Source organism: Roseateles chitinivorans (assembly GCF_050632235.1).
Lineage (GTDB): Bacteria > Pseudomonadota > Gammaproteobacteria > Burkholderiales > Burkholderiaceae_C > Roseateles > Roseateles chitinivorans_A.
In genome coordinates this window covers 197,696-212,306 of sequence record NZ_CP192584.1, presented here as the reverse complement: position 1 = coordinate 212,306, position 14,611 = coordinate 197,696, and the positions used below count along the sequence as shown (strand labels likewise).

General features: G+C 69.1%; 13 protein-coding genes and 2 pseudogenes. 4 read left to right on the top strand and 11 right to left on the bottom strand.

Annotated features, from left to right (window positions below):
• Window positions 1-32 precede the first annotated feature (32 nt).
• From ACQ859_RS00855 to msuE, 3 genes and pseudogenes are all read right to left on the bottom strand, one after another.
• Window positions 33-1,057, bottom strand: a pseudogene (locus tag ACQ859_RS00855) (methionine synthase).
• An 86-nt stretch (window positions 1,058-1,143) separates the two neighbouring features.
• Entirely contained in the window at window positions 1,144-2,139 is a 996-nt protein-coding gene (locus ACQ859_RS00850) for a DUF1852 domain-containing protein (RefSeq protein ID WP_431264202.1), read from the bottom strand.
• 45 nt (window positions 2,140-2,184) lie between these two features.
• A complete protein-coding gene (msuE, locus tag ACQ859_RS00845; RefSeq protein ID WP_431264201.1) occupies window positions 2,185-2,766 on the bottom strand; it encodes an FMN reductase in 582 nt (193 codons plus the stop codon).
• A gap of 78 nt (window positions 2,767-2,844) precedes the next feature.
• On the opposite strand from msuE, the pseudogene ACQ859_RS00840 reads away from it, so the two are divergent.
• Together ACQ859_RS00840 and ACQ859_RS00835 are read left to right on the top strand one after the other, a co-directional pair.
• Window positions 2,845-3,758, top strand: a pseudogene (locus tag ACQ859_RS00840) (LysR family transcriptional regulator).
• Window positions 3,759-3,871: 113 nt separating this feature from the next.
• Window positions 3,872-6,175, top strand: coding sequence for a carbohydrate-binding protein (locus tag ACQ859_RS00835; protein WP_431264200.1), 2,304 nt, complete (start codon window positions 3,872-3,874; stop codon window positions 6,173-6,175).
• Here the strand turns inward: ACQ859_RS00835 and ACQ859_RS00830 are convergent.
• From ACQ859_RS00830 to ACQ859_RS00820, 3 genes are all read right to left on the bottom strand, one after another.
• Window positions 6,156-6,710 carry a hypothetical protein gene (locus tag ACQ859_RS00830; RefSeq protein WP_431264199.1) on the bottom strand — a complete coding sequence of 185 codons (555 nt, stop codon included), beginning with the start codon at window positions 6,708-6,710 and terminating at the stop codon, window positions 6,156-6,158. The two genes, ACQ859_RS00835 and ACQ859_RS00830, sit on opposite strands and share 20 nt — an antisense overlap.
• A 101-nt stretch (window positions 6,711-6,811) precedes the next feature.
• Window positions 6,812-7,465, bottom strand: a complete 654-nt coding sequence (locus tag ACQ859_RS00825; protein WP_431264198.1) for a glutathione S-transferase family protein — start codon at window positions 7,463-7,465, stop codon at window positions 6,812-6,814.
• Between the two features lie 93 nt (window positions 7,466-7,558).
• On the bottom strand, window positions 7,559-7,867 hold the full coding sequence (locus tag ACQ859_RS00820; protein WP_431264197.1) for a hypothetical protein: 309 nt from the start codon (window positions 7,865-7,867) through the stop codon (window positions 7,559-7,561).
• Between the two features lie 183 nt (window positions 7,868-8,050).
• Between ACQ859_RS00820 and ACQ859_RS00815 the strand changes: the two genes are divergently transcribed.
• Complete coding sequence (locus tag ACQ859_RS00815; RefSeq protein WP_431264196.1) at window positions 8,051-8,500, top strand: VOC family protein; 450 nt, start codon at window positions 8,051-8,053, stop codon at window positions 8,498-8,500.
• A 138-nt stretch (window positions 8,501-8,638) separates the two neighbouring features.
• Here the strand turns inward: ACQ859_RS00815 and ACQ859_RS00810 are convergent, their stop codons facing one another.
• Window positions 8,639-11,242 carry a di-heme oxidoredictase family protein gene (locus ACQ859_RS00810; protein ID WP_431266699.1) on the bottom strand — a complete coding sequence of 868 codons (2,604 nt, stop codon included), beginning with the start codon at window positions 11,240-11,242 and terminating at the stop codon, window positions 8,639-8,641.
• Here ACQ859_RS00810 and ACQ859_RS00805 point away from each other — a divergent pair.
• Window positions 11,133-11,555, top strand: a complete 423-nt coding sequence (locus ACQ859_RS00805; protein ID WP_431264195.1) for a hypothetical protein — start codon at window positions 11,133-11,135, stop codon at window positions 11,553-11,555. The two genes, ACQ859_RS00810 and ACQ859_RS00805, sit on opposite strands and share 110 nt — an antisense overlap.
• 399 nt (window positions 11,556-11,954) lie before the next feature.
• On the opposite strand, the gene trhA is transcribed toward ACQ859_RS00805, so the two are convergent.
• From trhA to ACQ859_RS00785, 4 genes are all read right to left on the bottom strand, one after another.
• Window positions 11,955-12,551, bottom strand: a complete 597-nt coding sequence (gene trhA / locus ACQ859_RS00800) for a PAQR family membrane homeostasis protein TrhA (RefSeq protein WP_431264194.1) — start codon at window positions 12,549-12,551, stop codon at window positions 11,955-11,957.
• A gap of 120 nt (window positions 12,552-12,671) precedes the next feature.
• The gene (locus tag ACQ859_RS00795) at window positions 12,672-13,025 is read right to left on the bottom strand and encodes a nuclear transport factor 2 family protein (RefSeq protein WP_431264193.1); all 354 of its coding nucleotides are present in this window, start codon (window positions 13,023-13,025) and stop codon (window positions 12,672-12,674) included.
• 131 nt (window positions 13,026-13,156) lie between these two features.
• Entirely contained in the window at window positions 13,157-13,993 is an 837-nt protein-coding gene (locus ACQ859_RS00790) for a S8 family peptidase (protein WP_431266698.1), read from the bottom strand.
• Window positions 13,966-14,556, bottom strand: coding sequence for a hypothetical protein (locus tag ACQ859_RS00785; protein WP_431264192.1), 591 nt, complete (start codon window positions 14,554-14,556; stop codon window positions 13,966-13,968). Before ACQ859_RS00785 ends, ACQ859_RS00790 begins: the two co-directional genes overlap by 28 nt.
• Between the last annotated feature and the right edge of the window lie 55 nt (window positions 14,557-14,611).

The following is a 14,611-nucleotide window of genomic DNA, read 5'->3' as shown; positions in this document are numbered from 1 at the left end:
GCCGGGTGGCCGTCACCGGAGGTCAAGAGGCATCACGCCTGACCCAACCGCTCCTTCGCCAGCTTCGTCCCTTCCGCCAGCGCCTGCAGCTTGCGCCACGCCACGTCCCGTCCCATCGGCGCCAGGCCGCAGTTCGTGCACGGGAACAGTCGCTCCTTCGGCACGAACTCCAGCGCCCGGCCGATGGTGTCCGCCACCTCCTCCGGTGTCTCGACCACGTCGCTGGCCACGTCGATCACGCCGACCATCACGTCCTTGCCGGCCAGCAGCTTCATCAGGTCGGGCGGCACATGGGAGTGGATGCATTCCAGGCTCACCTGGTCGATGCGGCTGCGGGCGAGCGCGGGGAACACCGCCTCGTACTGGCGCCATTCATCGCCCAGGGTGCTCTTCCAGTCGGTGTTGGCCTTGATGCCGTAGCCGTAGCAGATGTGGACCGCCGTCGTGCAGGTCAGGCCCTGCGCCGCGCGCTCGAGCGTCTGCACCCCCAGTCGGCCGCCTCCTTCATGTAGACATTGAAGGCGGGCTCGTCGAACTGGATGATGTCCACGCCATCCGCCTGCAGTGCCAGGGCCTCCTGATTCAGCAGCTCGGCGAACGCGAACGCCAGCTTCACCTTGTCGCCGTAGAAACGGTCCGCCACGGTGTCGACGATGGTCATCGGTCCCGGCAGGGTGAACTTCAGCTTCTTCTTCGTGTGTGCCCGCGCCAGCTGCGCCTCGAAGGCATGCACGCGCCCCTTCAGGCGCAAGGCGGACACCACCTGCGGCACCATCGCGTCATAGCGGTTGTCGCGGATGCCCATCTTCACCTTGTTCTCGAAGTCGATGCCCTCGACCTGCTCGAGGAACCCATGCACGAAGTGCTGCCGCGATTGCTCGCCGTCGCACACGATGTCCAGGCCGGCGTCTTCCTGCGCCTTGATCCACAGCAGCGTCGCATCGGCCTTGGCCTGGAGAAGCGCGTCGCCTTCCGCCCGCCATTGAGGCCAGAGCTTGTTGGTTTCAGCGAGCCAGGCCGGCTTCGGCAGACTGCCGGCGATGGAGGTTTCAAACATCAGGGGATTCCTTTCAGGCAAAGACGGGTGCGGCGAGTGATCTCGCCATTCATTCGGCGTGTGTTCGGCGGATTCAATCGACGGATTCAACCGGCGGGTTCGAGCTCGACATGGGCCGCCCATTGGTCGAGCAGGTGCCGGTAGGGCTTGATGAACTGCTCCTCCGCGAACTTCCCCTGCTTGACCGCCAGCTGGCTGCGCTCCTCCCGGTCGTAGACGATCTGCGTCAACGAGTAGTCCTGGTGCTTCAGGCTCGGTTGGTAGCACTGCCCCGCCGCGGAATTGGCGTTGTAGATCTCGGGGCGATAGATCTTCTGGAAGGTCTCCATCGTGCTGATGGTCCCGATCAACTCCAGGCTCGAGTAGTCGCCCAGCAGGTCGCCGAAGAAGTAGAACGCCAGCGGCGCCACGCCGTTCGGGGGCATGAAGAACCGGACCTGCATCCCCATCTTCGCGAAGTACTGGTCGGTCGACGACAGCGCGCTCTGCTGGTATTCGACGCCCAGCACGGGGTGGACATTCCCGGTCCGCCGATAGGTCTTGCTGGTCGACGCGCTGATGCAGATGACTGGCCGCTTGTTGAATCGCGCCTGGTAGGCGCTGGAGTTCGCGAACTGCCTGAACAGCTTGCCGTGCAGGTCGCCGAAGCCTTCCGGCGTCCCGAATTCCGGGCGGTCCACGTTGTACGCCGGGAGCAGGACGCTGAAGTCGTAGTCGCGGACATAGGAGGAGAAGTTGTTCCCCACGATGCCGTCGATGCGCTGACCGGTCTTCCGGTCGAGGATGCTGGGCTGGAGGATCTCGATCAACGGAAATGCCGCGTCACCGCCTTGAGCGTCAACGCTCATCTCGACGGAGATGATCTCGAGCTCGACCGTGTAGCGGTCACCCGTCGGGTTGTCCCAGTGCGCCAGGTCATTGAAACGGTTGTCGATCATCCGCAGCGTGTTGCGCAGGTTCTGCTGCCGACTCGCTCCGCGGGCCAGATTGGCGAAGTTGGTCGTGATGCGCGTGCTGTCCGACGGCTGATAGTCCTCATCGAAGCGGATGCTCTTGAGGTTGAAGGTGAAGGCTTCGTTCATGGCAGTGGCGTGGGCTGATTTCTGGGAGAGGCATCGATCGCGGTGTCAGGCCGCGACCCGGTCCTCGGCCTGGGGGGACGTGGCGTGGCGGGCCAGGTCGATCAATGGCAACGACCGCTGGACCGCCAGGGCGGCCCGCTTCAGCAGGGCCTCGTCGCGCAGGCGGTAGTCGATGAAATCCTTGTCGGTCGCGTACACGCCCAGCGGCAGGGTGCGCGCTTGGAAGAAGCTGAAGAGCGGCCGCAGCTGGTGGTCGATCACGAGGGCATGGCGCTCGCTGCCGCCGGTCGCGGCCAGCAGGACCGGCTTGTCGATCAGGGCGTCCTGATCGATGAAGTCGAAGAAGTGCTTGAACAGGCCCGTGTAGGAACCGCGGAAGACCGGGGTCGCCACCACCAGGACGTCGGCCTGCTCGACCGCGACAAGCTCGCGCTCCACGGCGGCGGGCAGGTGGGAACGCCAGACCGAGCCGGCGAACTGCGGGACCAGCGGACCCAACTCGATCAGGTGCTGCTCGCAGGGGACCGCCTCGGCGATCAGATCCAGCAGGTGCGCAGCCAGGGCCGCGGACTTGGAGGGGCGTTGCATCCCGCCGGAAACGGCGACTAGACGGAGGGGACGGGTCATAGGGAGCGGATGCTAGTCAGGGGAGGCCATGACGTAAAATGGTGAATTCTCACGAATCCATGAAAATGGCTCATCTGAATGCTTGAACGCATCCATCTCAGCATCGTTCAGCAGGTCGAGAAGCAGGGGTCCCTGACGGCGGCCGCCGGCGTGCTGAACCTGACCCAGTCCGCCCTGAGCCACAGCATGAAGAAGCTGGAGCAGCAGCTGGGCGCCGACATCTGGCTGCGTGAAGGCCGCAGCCTGCGCCTGACGCAGGCGGGCCAGTACCTGCTGGCGGTGGCGAACCGGGTCCTGCCGCAACTCGATCTGGCCGAAGAGCGCCTGGGCCAGTTCGCGCTCGGCGAGCGCGGCGCGCTGCGCATCGGCATGGAGTGCCACCCGTGCTATCAGTGGCTGCTCAAGGTGGTGTCGCCGTATCTCACCGCCTGGCCCGACGTGGACGTGGACGTGAAGCAGAAGTTCCAGTTCGGCGGGATCGGCGCGCTCTTCGGCTACGAGATCGATCTGCTGGTCACACCTGACCCCTGTTCAAGCCGGGACTGAGTTTCGTGCCGGTGTTCGACTACGAGCAGGTGCTCGTCGTGGCCAAGGGGCATGCGTTGGCGGGGGCGAGCTATGTGAAGCCCCAGCAGCTGACCCAGGAGGTGCTCATCAGCTATCCCGTGGACATCGAGCGCCTGGACATCTACAGCCAGTTCCTGCTGCCGGCCGGCGTCACGCCCCGGCGCCACAAGGCCATCGAGACCACGGACATCATGGTGCAGATGGTGGCCAGCGGCCGCGGGGTGGCCGCGCTGCCGCGCTGGCTGGTCGACGAATATGCGGCCCGGATGGACGTGGTGCCGGTGCGGCTGGGCGCACGCGGCATCCCCAAGCAGATCTTCCTGGGGGCCCGCGAAGCGGAGACCACCATTGACTACGTGCGGGCCTTCATCGAGCTGGCCCGCCAACCAGGCGCCGCGATCGCCGCCGCGCGAGGCGCCGACTGAGGACCTCTCTCGACGGCGAACGGTTACCTCCGTTGCATCGTCGTGCGCGGTGTTGGAGAGGGAGTGCCGCATCATCGGCACCGCTGCAGTCCCACTCCCCTCGAGCACCCGCCGTGACCCAGACTTCCCGCTCTCTCCGCGCCTCCGTCGTCACCCTGCTGACCTGGGCGGCCAGCTCGACGGTGCTCGCCGCCGGGGCCACCACGACCTTCCGCAGTCTCGAGGCCGAGTCGGGCACGCTGGTCAACGGCGCGCGCCTGGTGTCGCTGACGGCCGCGCCGACCACCCGCTTCGCGAGCCCCGAGCTCGAGGCCTCCGGCCATGCCTACGTCGCGCTCACCGCCACCGGCCAGGAGGTGTGGTGGACCAACACCACCGGCAAGCCGATCAGCTTCATCAACCTGCGCGCCAGCATCCCGGACGCGCCGGCGGGCGGCGGCATCACCGCCACGCTCAACCTCTACGTCAACGGCGTGTTCCGCCAGCGCCTGAACCTCAACTCGCGCCAGAGCTGGCTCTACGAGGGCGCCGAGTACCAGGCCAGCGACCAGAATCCCGCGAGAGGCCGGCCGCGTGCCTTCTTCGACGAGGCCTCCGCCTTCGTCGTGGGCGAGCCGATCGGCCCGGGCAGCACCTTCTCGCTCAAGCGCGACGCCGACAACACGGCGGCCTTCTACAACATCGATGTCATCGACGTCGAGAACCCGCCGCCGCCGCTCCCGCAGCCGGCGAACTCGATCTCCATCACCAGCTGCGGCGCCGTGGCCGACACGGCGCCCACCAACGGCGCGGGCAACCCGCAGGCGCGTGACAGCACGGCGGCCATCCAGAACTGCCTCAACCAGGCGCAGGCCCAACGCAAGACGCTGTGGGTGCCGCCCGGCATCTTCTATCTGAAGGGCAGCGACGGCCTGGTCGGCCATGGCGTGACCATCGAAGGCGCGGGCATGTGGTACAGCACGATCTACCGCGACGTGCCGCTGCCCTACACCCGCGGCGGGCTGGGCGCGCTGTTCCAGCTCACCTCGGCGACGGTGCGCAACCTGCACCTCGACTCGAATGCGCGGAGCCGCGAACCGGTCGACGGCGCCGGCGGCGCGATGGACATCACCGGCACCAACTGGCTGGCCGAGAAGCTGTGGACGCAGCACGTGCTGTCGGGTTTCTGGGCCTCCGGCACCGGCGGCGTGGTGCGCGACAACCGGCTCACCTCGATCTGGGCGGACGGCTGCAACCTCAACAACGTGTCGATGGGCGCCACCGTCGGCAACCACCTGACGGCCACCAACAACTTCGTGCGCGGCACCGGCGACGACGCGATGGCGATCAACTCGGTGAACTACAACGACACCGGCAGCGGACGCGTGTTCTACACGGCGATGGCCAACGCCACGCTGAGCAACAACACGCTGATCGGCGCGTGGAACGGCAAGGGACTGGGCATCTACGGCGGCAGCGGTCATCGCGTGACCGACAACCACGTCGCCGACACGGCGCGCTACATCGGCCTCGGCCTGGGTCGTTTCGGCGTCAACGGCAGCGACCTGCACAGCACGCGTGTCACCGGCAATCGCGTCGAGCGCGCCGGCGGCAACGGCTTCGACCAGGGCCAGCCGGCGCTGCAGATCGGCAACGGCGGTGACGGGCAGAACGTGGGCGTGGTGGACGACCTCTACGTGGCCGGCAACACCGTCGTCGGCGCGTTGTACGACGGCATCGGCTTCTCCGCCGCGAGCAACGTCGTGCTGGAGCAGAACACGGTGGTCGCGCCGTGGCGCAACGGCATCGTCGTGCAACCCCCGTTCTATCCGGCACCGAGCGGCAGCGCGCGCATCACCGCCAACGCGGTGCAGACGCTCGGCAACGGCGCCCAGCCCTTCATCAACAACTCGGGAGGCTTCCGTGCGACCTTGAGCCAGAACAGCTGGCAGCTCGGCCGCAGCGCCGGTGCCTTCCGCAGTCAGCCGATCTCCCTGCCGGGCACGCTGCAGGCGGCGAACTACGACAACGGCGGCGCCACTGTGGGCTACAGCGTGTTGTCGCTCAACGGCTCGGCCAGCAGCTACCGGCCCGATGGGGTCGACCTGGAACAGACGTCGGACGAAGGCGGCGGCTACAACGTCGGCTGGACCGGCAGCGGCCAGTGGTTCCGCTACACGGTGAACGTGCCGAGCGCGGGCAACTACACCGCCAGCTTCCGCGTGGCCTCGCCTTCGGGCGCGCCGCGGGCGCTCCATTTGGCCGATGCGTCGGGCCGCAGCCTCGGTGGCGACATCGACGTGCCGGCGACCGGCGGCTGGCAGACCTGGACCACCGTCACCGCCACCGTGCGGCTGGCCGCCGGCCCTCAAGTGCTGACGGTATTCCAGGACGCTCCCGGCTGGAACCTGCGCCGCATCATGTTCGCGCCGCGTTGAGCCGCGCCATCGTCCAGCGCATCGCCGGCCACGCGACCCGGCGCACGAGGAACGAGCTCAGCGCCAGCACCGAGCCGATGAGGATCGGCAGGATCGAGCCGAAGGTCCACGCCATGCCGACGACGAAGCCGAGCAGGTATTCGGCGCGGTACGTCGGCCATGAGATGCCGCTGAGCAGGAGTGCCAGCAGCACCAGCGCGGCGTGATCGGAGGTGCCGAGGCTGAAGGCCAGCGACAGGCCGATGCCGGCACAGGCGGCGCCCAGCGCGGCGGTCACGATGGCGCGCGTCGCCGCGCCGGAGGTCGCTCGGCGCAGGAAGCGGCCGGCGAGGATCCACGTCAATGCGGGCAGGGCGACGATGCCCCAGCCGTTGGACACGGACGGCAGGTCCGGATTGGCGAGCAGGTGATGGCTGAGGATGCCGCCATGGGTCCACTGCCAGGCGAGGTGGGCGAGTTCGAGCAGCGCGACCACGATCGTGAGCAGCACGCGCGGACGGCGGGTCTCCGCAACGGTGGCGGGGGAGAGGGACATCGCGCGCTCCTGGCGTGGAAGAAGCCGCGATGGTCGGCGCAGGGGCCAGGCCTTGCGCGGCGAAAGCGATGAGACGTCGAATGCGTCGGATGGGCCGGCGATCAGCCCGGCTGTGGTGCTCGGGTGTTCACCGCCAGTTGGTCGGCGAAGGCTCTCCGGTAGGCCGGACGCGCTTCGCCGCGCGCGACATAGGCGGCCAGTCGCGGGAATTCGTCGAGCATTCCCGTGGACCGCAACCGCAGCAGGACGTGCACCATCATCAGATCCCCCGCGCTGAAGGCGCCGTCGAGCCAGTCGGCGTCGCCCAGTCGCTCCGACAGCTGCTGCAATCGCGTCCGGACCCGCGTCTCCAGCAGGGGGAGCCGGGCCTCATGCCAAGGCTTGTCGCGTTCGAACAGGCGGGCCATCGTCAACTCGAGGATGGGCGGCTCCAGGGTGTTCACCGCGGCGAACATCCAGGTGACGGCGCGCGCCCGCGCGTCGGCATCGTCGGGCAGCAGGCCTGGATGCCGTTGTCCGATGTGAAGGACGATCGCGCCCGTCTCGAAGAGCGTCAACCCCTCCTCTTCATAGGTGGGGATCTGGCCGAAGGGATGAAGCGCCATGTGCGGCGCTTCCTTCATGGCCAGGAACGAGACGAGGCGGACGTCGTAGGCGAGCCCGGCCTCCTCCAGCGCCCAGCGCACGCGCGTGTCGCGCGCCAGCCCCTTGCCCCCGTCTGGGGAACGGTCGAAAGCGGTGATGGTGATGGTCATGGCGGTGATCCTTGCACGGGGTGTGCATGGGAACGACGAACGACCCTCACCGCGATCGACACGTGAGCGCAAGAAAGCGTGCCGCGGGACCTTTCAGCGACCCGAACGGAAGCCTCGGACCGCCAGCCGTGCGAGGACCGCGGCGACCACGAGCGCCACGCCGTCGAGGACGAACAGCTCGACGCCAGGACCCGCCCGCTTGGCCATGTCGGTCGATCGGCCGAAGTGATTCGCACCGAGGCCGTAGGCCTCGACGAAGGCCATCGCGGTGATCCACGCCGCCGCCGCGACGGTCGCGATGGCGAGCACGGTGGCCACATTGGCCTTGAAGTAGCTCTTCTTCCTGGGGGTCGTGGTCGGCGCGTGGTCCGCGACCGCCGCCACGTCGAGATCTGCCTGCATGGTCATTCCTCCGATTGCTCCAGGAGGCGTTGTATGAGGCAAGCTCGATCACGCGTCCCGTCGTGTCGTGAACTGCGGAATGAAGCGTTGAATGGGGTTGCGCCGAGGGCGGATGGAGGAGCGGTCAGACGTGAGTGGCGCCGACGATTGCAGGGCCGAAGGGTCGCATGCTCCAATCCCTGCATGCCCAAAGACGCCGTCTTCCTGTCCGGCACCGAGAACCGCTCGATGTCCTCGGCAACGGTCATCCCGGTGCTGCACTACCCGGACGTCGCGGCTGCGGTGGCGTGGCTCGTGCGGGTGTTCGGCTTCAGCGAGCGCCTGCGCATCGGCAGCCATCGGGCGCAGCTCGATATCGGATCCGGCGCCATGGTGGTGGCGCAAGGCGATGCGCCAGCGGAGCCCGTCTTCTCGATCATGGTCCGCGTCGCGAGTGCCGATCAGCACGCCGCGCGAGCGGCGACCGAGGGCGCCACGCTCTTGTCCGAACCGCACTCGTTCCCGTATGGGGAGCGCCAGTACACGGCCTCGGATCTGGCGGGATACGTCTGGACCTTCTCGCAGTCCGAGCGCGATGTCGACCCGGCGTCCTGGGGCGGTGAGCTTGTCGCCGATCAGCCGGGTTCGAGTTGATCCGTCGCCGCACGCGAACCAAGAAGGAAATCGGCCTGGTACGCCGTCCCGGACTCGAAGACGCCGTGGGCGTCCTGTCATCCGGCGCTGCGTACCAGGCCGTGTCGCCAGGCGGGGGACTCGCCTCCCCGTCGAGTCTTAGAGCGAGTTGAGGAACGCCAGCAGTGCCTGCCGGTCCGCCGTGCTCAGCTTGATGAAGCGCTGGCGGCTGGCATCGCCTTCACCGCCGTGCCACAGCACCGCTTCGGTCAGCGTGCGGGCCCGGCCGTCGTGCAGGTAACCCACCTTCACGCCGTCGCCCGCCACGCGCTCGGTGTACCCGATGCCCCACAGGGCCGAGGTGCGCCATTGGCTGCCGGTCGCCTGCGATTCCGCGAAGTTGTCGGCCAGCTCGCTGCCCATGTCATGCAGCAGCAGGTCGGTGTAGGGCTTGATGGTCTGGTTGCGCATCTCGGCCAGCTCGGTGCCCGCGCCCGTCTTCATCTCGGCGATGTGGCAGGCCGTGCAGCGGATGGTGGAGAACACCTTGGCGCCCGCCGCGACCTTGACCGGGTCCACGTCCAGGTAGGACAGCGGGGTCACGCCCTTGGGGAAGCCGCTGACGAGGCTGCGCTGCGCCGGCACGCCCAGTTGCGCGACATAGCGCGAGAGCAGGGTCAGCTCGTCCTCGGTGACGCCCTTCTCGACCTTCTTGTTGTTGCACTGGGCCGGGCCGGCCAGGCAGTCGCGGTTCGGGTAGACCGGCGACGTGACCGACATGTCCAGCAGCAGCGCGTTGGCGGTCTGGTGACGCAGGCTCACCTTGGCGGCCTTCCAGCCGTAGCGGCCCACGCGCACGGCACCCGTCTCCGGGTCGTACACCAGGTTGGCCTGGCCCTTCACGCCGTCCTCGTCCGCGGTCGTGCGCACGCGGGACAGGATGTCCGCGTCCGTGATCGCCTCCAGCAGACCCATGCCGATCACCGGCTGCGCGCTGCGCAGCGAGAACACCGTCGGCGTCGGGCCGTCGAAGCTGACCTTGGGCTTGCTCAGGGTCACCACGGTGCCGTCGGCCAGCGTGACGTTCTTCGTGTCGAAGCCGGCCACGCGCACGCCGTTGCCCCAGTCCTGCGCCGCGCCGGTGGTGGCCGAGCGGGCGTTCATCTGCACGGCCTCGCCGTACACCGGGTGGGGCAGCTGCTTGCCGTTGGCGTCCAGCGCCGCGACGCGCACGGCCATGGTGTCCAGGCGCTGGTTGAGCACCTGCGGCGCCAGGCTGCGGCCGTTGTTGATGTGGCAGCCGAAGCAGTTGGTCTGGTTGAAGCGCGGCCCCTGCAGCTTCACCGCGTCGGTGTTGCGGTCGTTGCCCTGCTCGTTGTGATCACCGGTCCACATGTTGGTGTGGAACCAGCGGCGACCCTCGACGAAGCGCTGCATGTTCTGCATGCCGATCTGGAGATTCGGCTGCTGGAACATGAAGGTCGCGTTGTCCGCGTAGTCGTACGAGACCGACCCGGTGCCGCCCGACAGCGTCTCGACCGGCAGCGCCGCGTTGTTCAGCCGCGGCTGCACGCCGTACTGCGGACGCAGGCCGCTGCCCACCACGTAGGTCACCTCGTTGGTGTAGTACCGGAAGTTGCCGTTGTCCTGGATCGCGTCCATCGCCGCGCGGCTGGAGAAGAACGAGGGGGTGAACTCGATGGCCTGACCCACCTTGAGCGGGCTGGCCGGGATGTTGACGCCGTTGGGCACCATCACGCCGTTGGCGTTGGGGGACAGGTCCTGATGGCCGGGCATGTTGTCCAGCACCACCGAGCAGCCGTCGTTCGCGCCGATGACGCCGCCGTAGCCCGTGGTGGGCTTGAGCAGGGCGTTCTGGGGCGGCTTGGGCACCACCGGGCAGGAGGTCTTGTCGACGAAGCCGTCGGTGTAGGTGGTGCGGTCCAGCAGATTGCCGGGCGACATCCAGCCGTAGCCGGTGACGTTCGGATCGTCGGTGCGGCGGAAGAACGAGTGGCCGCCGCCGCGCTGCGCCTGCTGGAAGTACTGGTTGACGATGAGGGTCGGCTTGGTGACGCCGGCCACGCGGCTGTTGTCGATGAACTCGACGCCCCAGGTGCGGTTCTTGAAGTAGTTGGCGATGAAGTTGAGGTACGCGCCCGGGCCCTTGTCCTGCGGCTTGCCGTTGGCATCCACGGTGTCGTTGGGGCCGAAGCCGATCTCGTTCCAGTCCTCGCCACGCTCGCGGCCGTGGCGCGAGCGGCCGACGAAGCCCATGCGGGTCACCAGCGTGCCGTCCGGCAGGGTGAACTGCGTCGTCTCCAGCGTCGCCGGTGTCGCCGGCGTGACCACCGTGCTGTTGGCGGGCGGCGTCGGGACGGCGGAGGCGGTGAGCAGCGGCAGCGTGTTGTCGCTGCCCGGCGCGTTGAAGCTGACCTCGAGCAGCGAGTAGCCGTACTGCGTGCCGCGGGCCACGCCCTGCAGGCGCAGGTAGCGCGCGTTGGCGTTCAGGTTGAAGAACTCTTCCGTGCCGCCCTTGCCGCCGGCGACATACCGCAGCTGGTACCAGGTCTCGCCGTCATCGGAAACCTGCAGCGCGTATTCCTTGCCATAAGCGTTCTGCCACACCAGCTTCATGTAGCCGACGGGGGTCTTGGCGCCGAAGTCGAACTGGATCCAGGCCTTGTCGTCGAAGGCGCTGGCCCAGCGCGTGTTCAGGTCGCCGTCGAGCGTCTTCTGCGCGGTGTCGCCGTTGTTCTCCAGCGCGCTGGAGGTCGCCTTGATGCCGGTGATGGCCTTGCCGGGCTGGCTGATGTCCAGGCCGGTGGGCGACTGCAGCGACGGGGGCAGCGAGGGCGTCGGGGTGCCGCCGCCGGAGGGCAGGCTGGGCGGCGCGGGCGCGGGCGGAGGCAGCTCGGGCTCGTCGGTGCCGACGGGCGACGACGCGGGCGGCGAGGCCGGCGGTGAAGCGGCAGGAGGCGAACCGGCAGGGGCGCGCCGGCCACCGGCGGGTTCGCCGCATCGCTGGAGGAACCGCCGCCGCCGCCGCAGCCGGCCAGCGTGCCGGCGGCGCTGAGGGCGACGACCGCGCTGAACACGAGGCCCCAGGGGCTCAACGGGCGCAACGGGCTCGGGGGGCTCGGTGGGGCGGGGCAGACCGACGTCGGGTCAGCCTCTGAAATGTTGTGGCGCATGGCGCTTCCTGCAGGTCCGATGGAACGAGACACCAGCGGGCCGCGAACGCGTGGCCCAGGTGGACTTTTGCCTAGTTCAAGCAGAGAACGTGCCGGTTGCGCCTGGTCACAAAGTGCGGTCAGCGCCGCGAATCACGGGTTCAGTACCCTTGGCGCTAGTTCCAAAGAGGTAGTTGGACGGCAGTCGGGCGATACGCGGATCAACACCAGGGTCAGGTTTTGTCAGCCCTGACATCCGATGCGACAAATAGTGTCACTTTGATCCGGGACAAGCCGTGCGGTCACACGAGCACGCAGTGTGCGACCGCGCCGAAGTGGCAGCCGCTGCCCACCACGACGAACAGGTGCCAGATGCCATGGGCGTGGCGGCTGCAGCCCGGATTGGCGAAGAAGTAGGTCCCGACGGTGTAGGCGCCGGCGCCGGCGACGAACAGCGTCACGCAGGCCGCCGGCAGCGCCTGGAGCGCGGGGATGCACACCAGGGTGGCCAGCCAGCCGATCGCCAGGTACACCTTGAGCATGGGGCGCTGGACGTCGCCCCACACCGTGCGCCGGATCCCCCACAGCGACACGAGCCAGACGCTCGCCAGGGCCACCCACCGCAGCCAGCCGCCGCCGGTCAGGACCGCGAACGGCGTCATCGTGCCGGCGATCAGCAGGAAGATGGCGCAGTGGTCCAGCCGGACCCAGAGGCGCTGCCGCCGACCGCGGGTGCTGTGGCAGAGGGTGGAGGCCGCGAACAGCGCGATCAGGGCCGCGCCGAAGATGCAGGCGACGGCGACGCGCCGGCCGCTGCCCGTGCCCGACGCCTGGTACGCCAGCCAGGCGGCCGCGGGAATGGCCGCCAGCAGGCCCAGCAGATGGGTGCCCGCGTTCAAGCGTTCGCCTGGGTACATCGCCGCCCTGCGCGTCATGAGATGGCCCAGCGTAGCCGGGTCATGTGACGCTCCGTCGGGCGTCGGCGCCCGCGGCGGCCTCAGGGCGGCCTCACGGCGGCATCACGATCCGGTCGGGATCACGAACGCCCTCAACTCGACCATCAGCCCGTCGCGGAAACGCCAGACGTCGCAGTAGGCGTTCCGGACTGGCTGCCCGTCGTCGCCCTGGCTCTCGATGGTGCCCAGCGCGATGACGAAGTCCCGCTCGGCGACCAGGTCGGTCACGGTGAACGAGGGCGCCTCCGCGTAGCCGGTCGACATCCACTGCCGCACCGCCGCCTTGCCGTCGAGCGTGTCTTCGCCGACTGTGGTCCACACGATGTCCTCGGCGCAGAACGCCAGGAAGCCTTCGGTGTCGCCGCGCGTGATGGCGGCATTGGCGGCCGTCAGGGCGGCCTTGTTGCGATCGGACATGGGGGCTCCTGGATGAGGGCGAGCCTCGGCAGGGCAAGCTGCGCGCCGGTGCCGGCTTCTCCCTCCCGGGGTCGCCGTCGCGATCGAGCGGTCAGTCGTTCAACGGTTCAACGGCTCAACGGCTCAACGGTTCAGCGTCTCGGCGCCGAGTCCTGCGGCGGGGCATCGCAGTGCAAGCCCGCCACGCCCAGCGTCCGCGCCGCCGCGCAGGCGTTGATGGCGCCGGACGTGCCCATCGAGCCCAGCAGCGCGCGTTTCAGCCGCTCGGCATCGGCCGTCGGCACGGCCGCGCGCAGCAGCGCGATCACGCCGGTCGCGTGCGCCGCGGCGAGCGAGCTGCCGGCGTCGATGTCGTAGCCGCCGCCGGGCACCGTCGTCAGCACGGCGCGCCCCGGCGCGGCGAGCCAGCCTTCCGAGCCCGCGGCCTCTCCGGTGCTCGCCACCACCAGCGTCCCCGGCACCTCGCTCGGAAATCCCTTGCCGAGCCGCCCCGGCGGTGCCGCCGCCACCAGCACCGCGCCGCGCGACAGCGCGTGCTGCGCGAGCCGCGTCAGCAGCGGATCGCTCGGACCGCCCAGGCTGAGGTTGATCACGTCGGCGCCGTCGGCGATGGCCGCGCCGAGCGCCTGCGCCAGCGTGAACGAGTTGCAGCGCGCGGGCGCCGGCCCCGCGTCCGCGCCGGCCCGAGCGACGTCGGTCCAGCAGGCGCGATAACTGGTCATCACGGCGCCGGGCGCGACGCCGACGATGCCCTGCCGGTTGTTCACCTTGGCTGCGATGAGCCCCATCACCTCCGTGCCGTGGCGCTCCGGCACGGCATCGACCTGCGCGCCGCCGCCGGCGACGTAATCCCGCTGGCCCGACACCTGGCCGAGCAGGTCCGGATGCCGGGCGTCGACGCCGGTGTCGATCACCGCGACCTTGACCCGCGCGCCGACGCTCACCTGCTGCAGCGCCGCCGTGGACATCTGCTGGAAGCCCTTCTGCAGGCCGAAGTAGGGATCGTTGTAGAGCGAGGTCGTGGAGGACGCCGCGGGTGCCGGCGGCGGGACCGCCGCGGGGGCGCCACCGGCGCGACGTCCGGCGCGGGGCCGGCCAGCGTCTCGAACTCGTTCAGCGGCTGCGCGAGCTTCACGCGCGTGTCCTGGCGCAGACGCGCCAGCACCGCGTCGACATCGTCGCCCGCGCCCAGCGCGTAGAGCATGCAGCGCAGGTTCAGCGGCGCGATGGTCCAGGCGGCCTGCTCGCGCAGACCGTACTCGCGCGCCAGCGCTTCGGACATCGCGAGGGCCCGCGCGCTGCCCGCATAGCCCGCCATCCGGCGGTAATCGCCGCGCGCCGACCCGCCGGCGCCGGGGAGCGGCTCGCCGCGGTCCTCGACGGCCAGGATGATGCGGCGGTCGTCGGCGGTGGCCATCGAGGGCGGCGTCGCCGTCACGGGTGGCGCGTCGACCTGCGCGCTGACTGGCGCGTCGCCGGAGGCCGCATGGGCCGGACCGCTCAATGCGACGATCGCCGCCAGGGCGGGCAATGCCGCGGCGACCCGCCCGATCCAGCGCGAGCGCGTACGCCCTCTCCCGCTTGCG

Coding starts and splice junctions, on each gene's coding strand:
- ACQ859_RS00815 (WP_431264196.1), top strand. CDS start 8,051: ATGCCCAAAGACGCCGTCTTCCTGTCCGGCACCGAGAACCGCTCGATG.
- ACQ859_RS00850 (WP_431264202.1), bottom strand. CDS start 2,139: ATGAACGAAGCCTTCACCTTCAACCTCAAGAGCATCCGCTTCGATGAG.
- ACQ859_RS00795 (WP_431264193.1), bottom strand. CDS start 13,025: ATGTCCGATCGCAACAAGGCCGCCCTGACGGCCGCCAATGCCGCCATC.
- ACQ859_RS00825 (WP_431264198.1), bottom strand. CDS start 7,465: ATGACCATCACCATCACCGCTTTCGACCGTTCCCCAGACGGGGGCAAG.
- ACQ859_RS00790 (WP_431266698.1), bottom strand. CDS start 13,993: ATGTCCACGGCGGCGCTGCAGCAGGTGAGCGTCGGCGCGCGGGTCAAG.
- ACQ859_RS00830 (WP_431264199.1), bottom strand. CDS start 6,710: ATGTCCCTCTCCCCCGCCACCGTTGCGGAGACCCGCCGTCCGCGCGTG.
- ACQ859_RS00820 (WP_431264197.1), bottom strand. CDS start 7,867: ATGCAGGCAGATCTCGACGTGGCGGCGGTCGCGGACCACGCGCCGACC.
- msuE (WP_431264201.1), bottom strand. CDS start 2,766: ATGACCCGTCCCCTCCGTCTAGTCGCCGTTTCCGGCGGGATGCAACGC.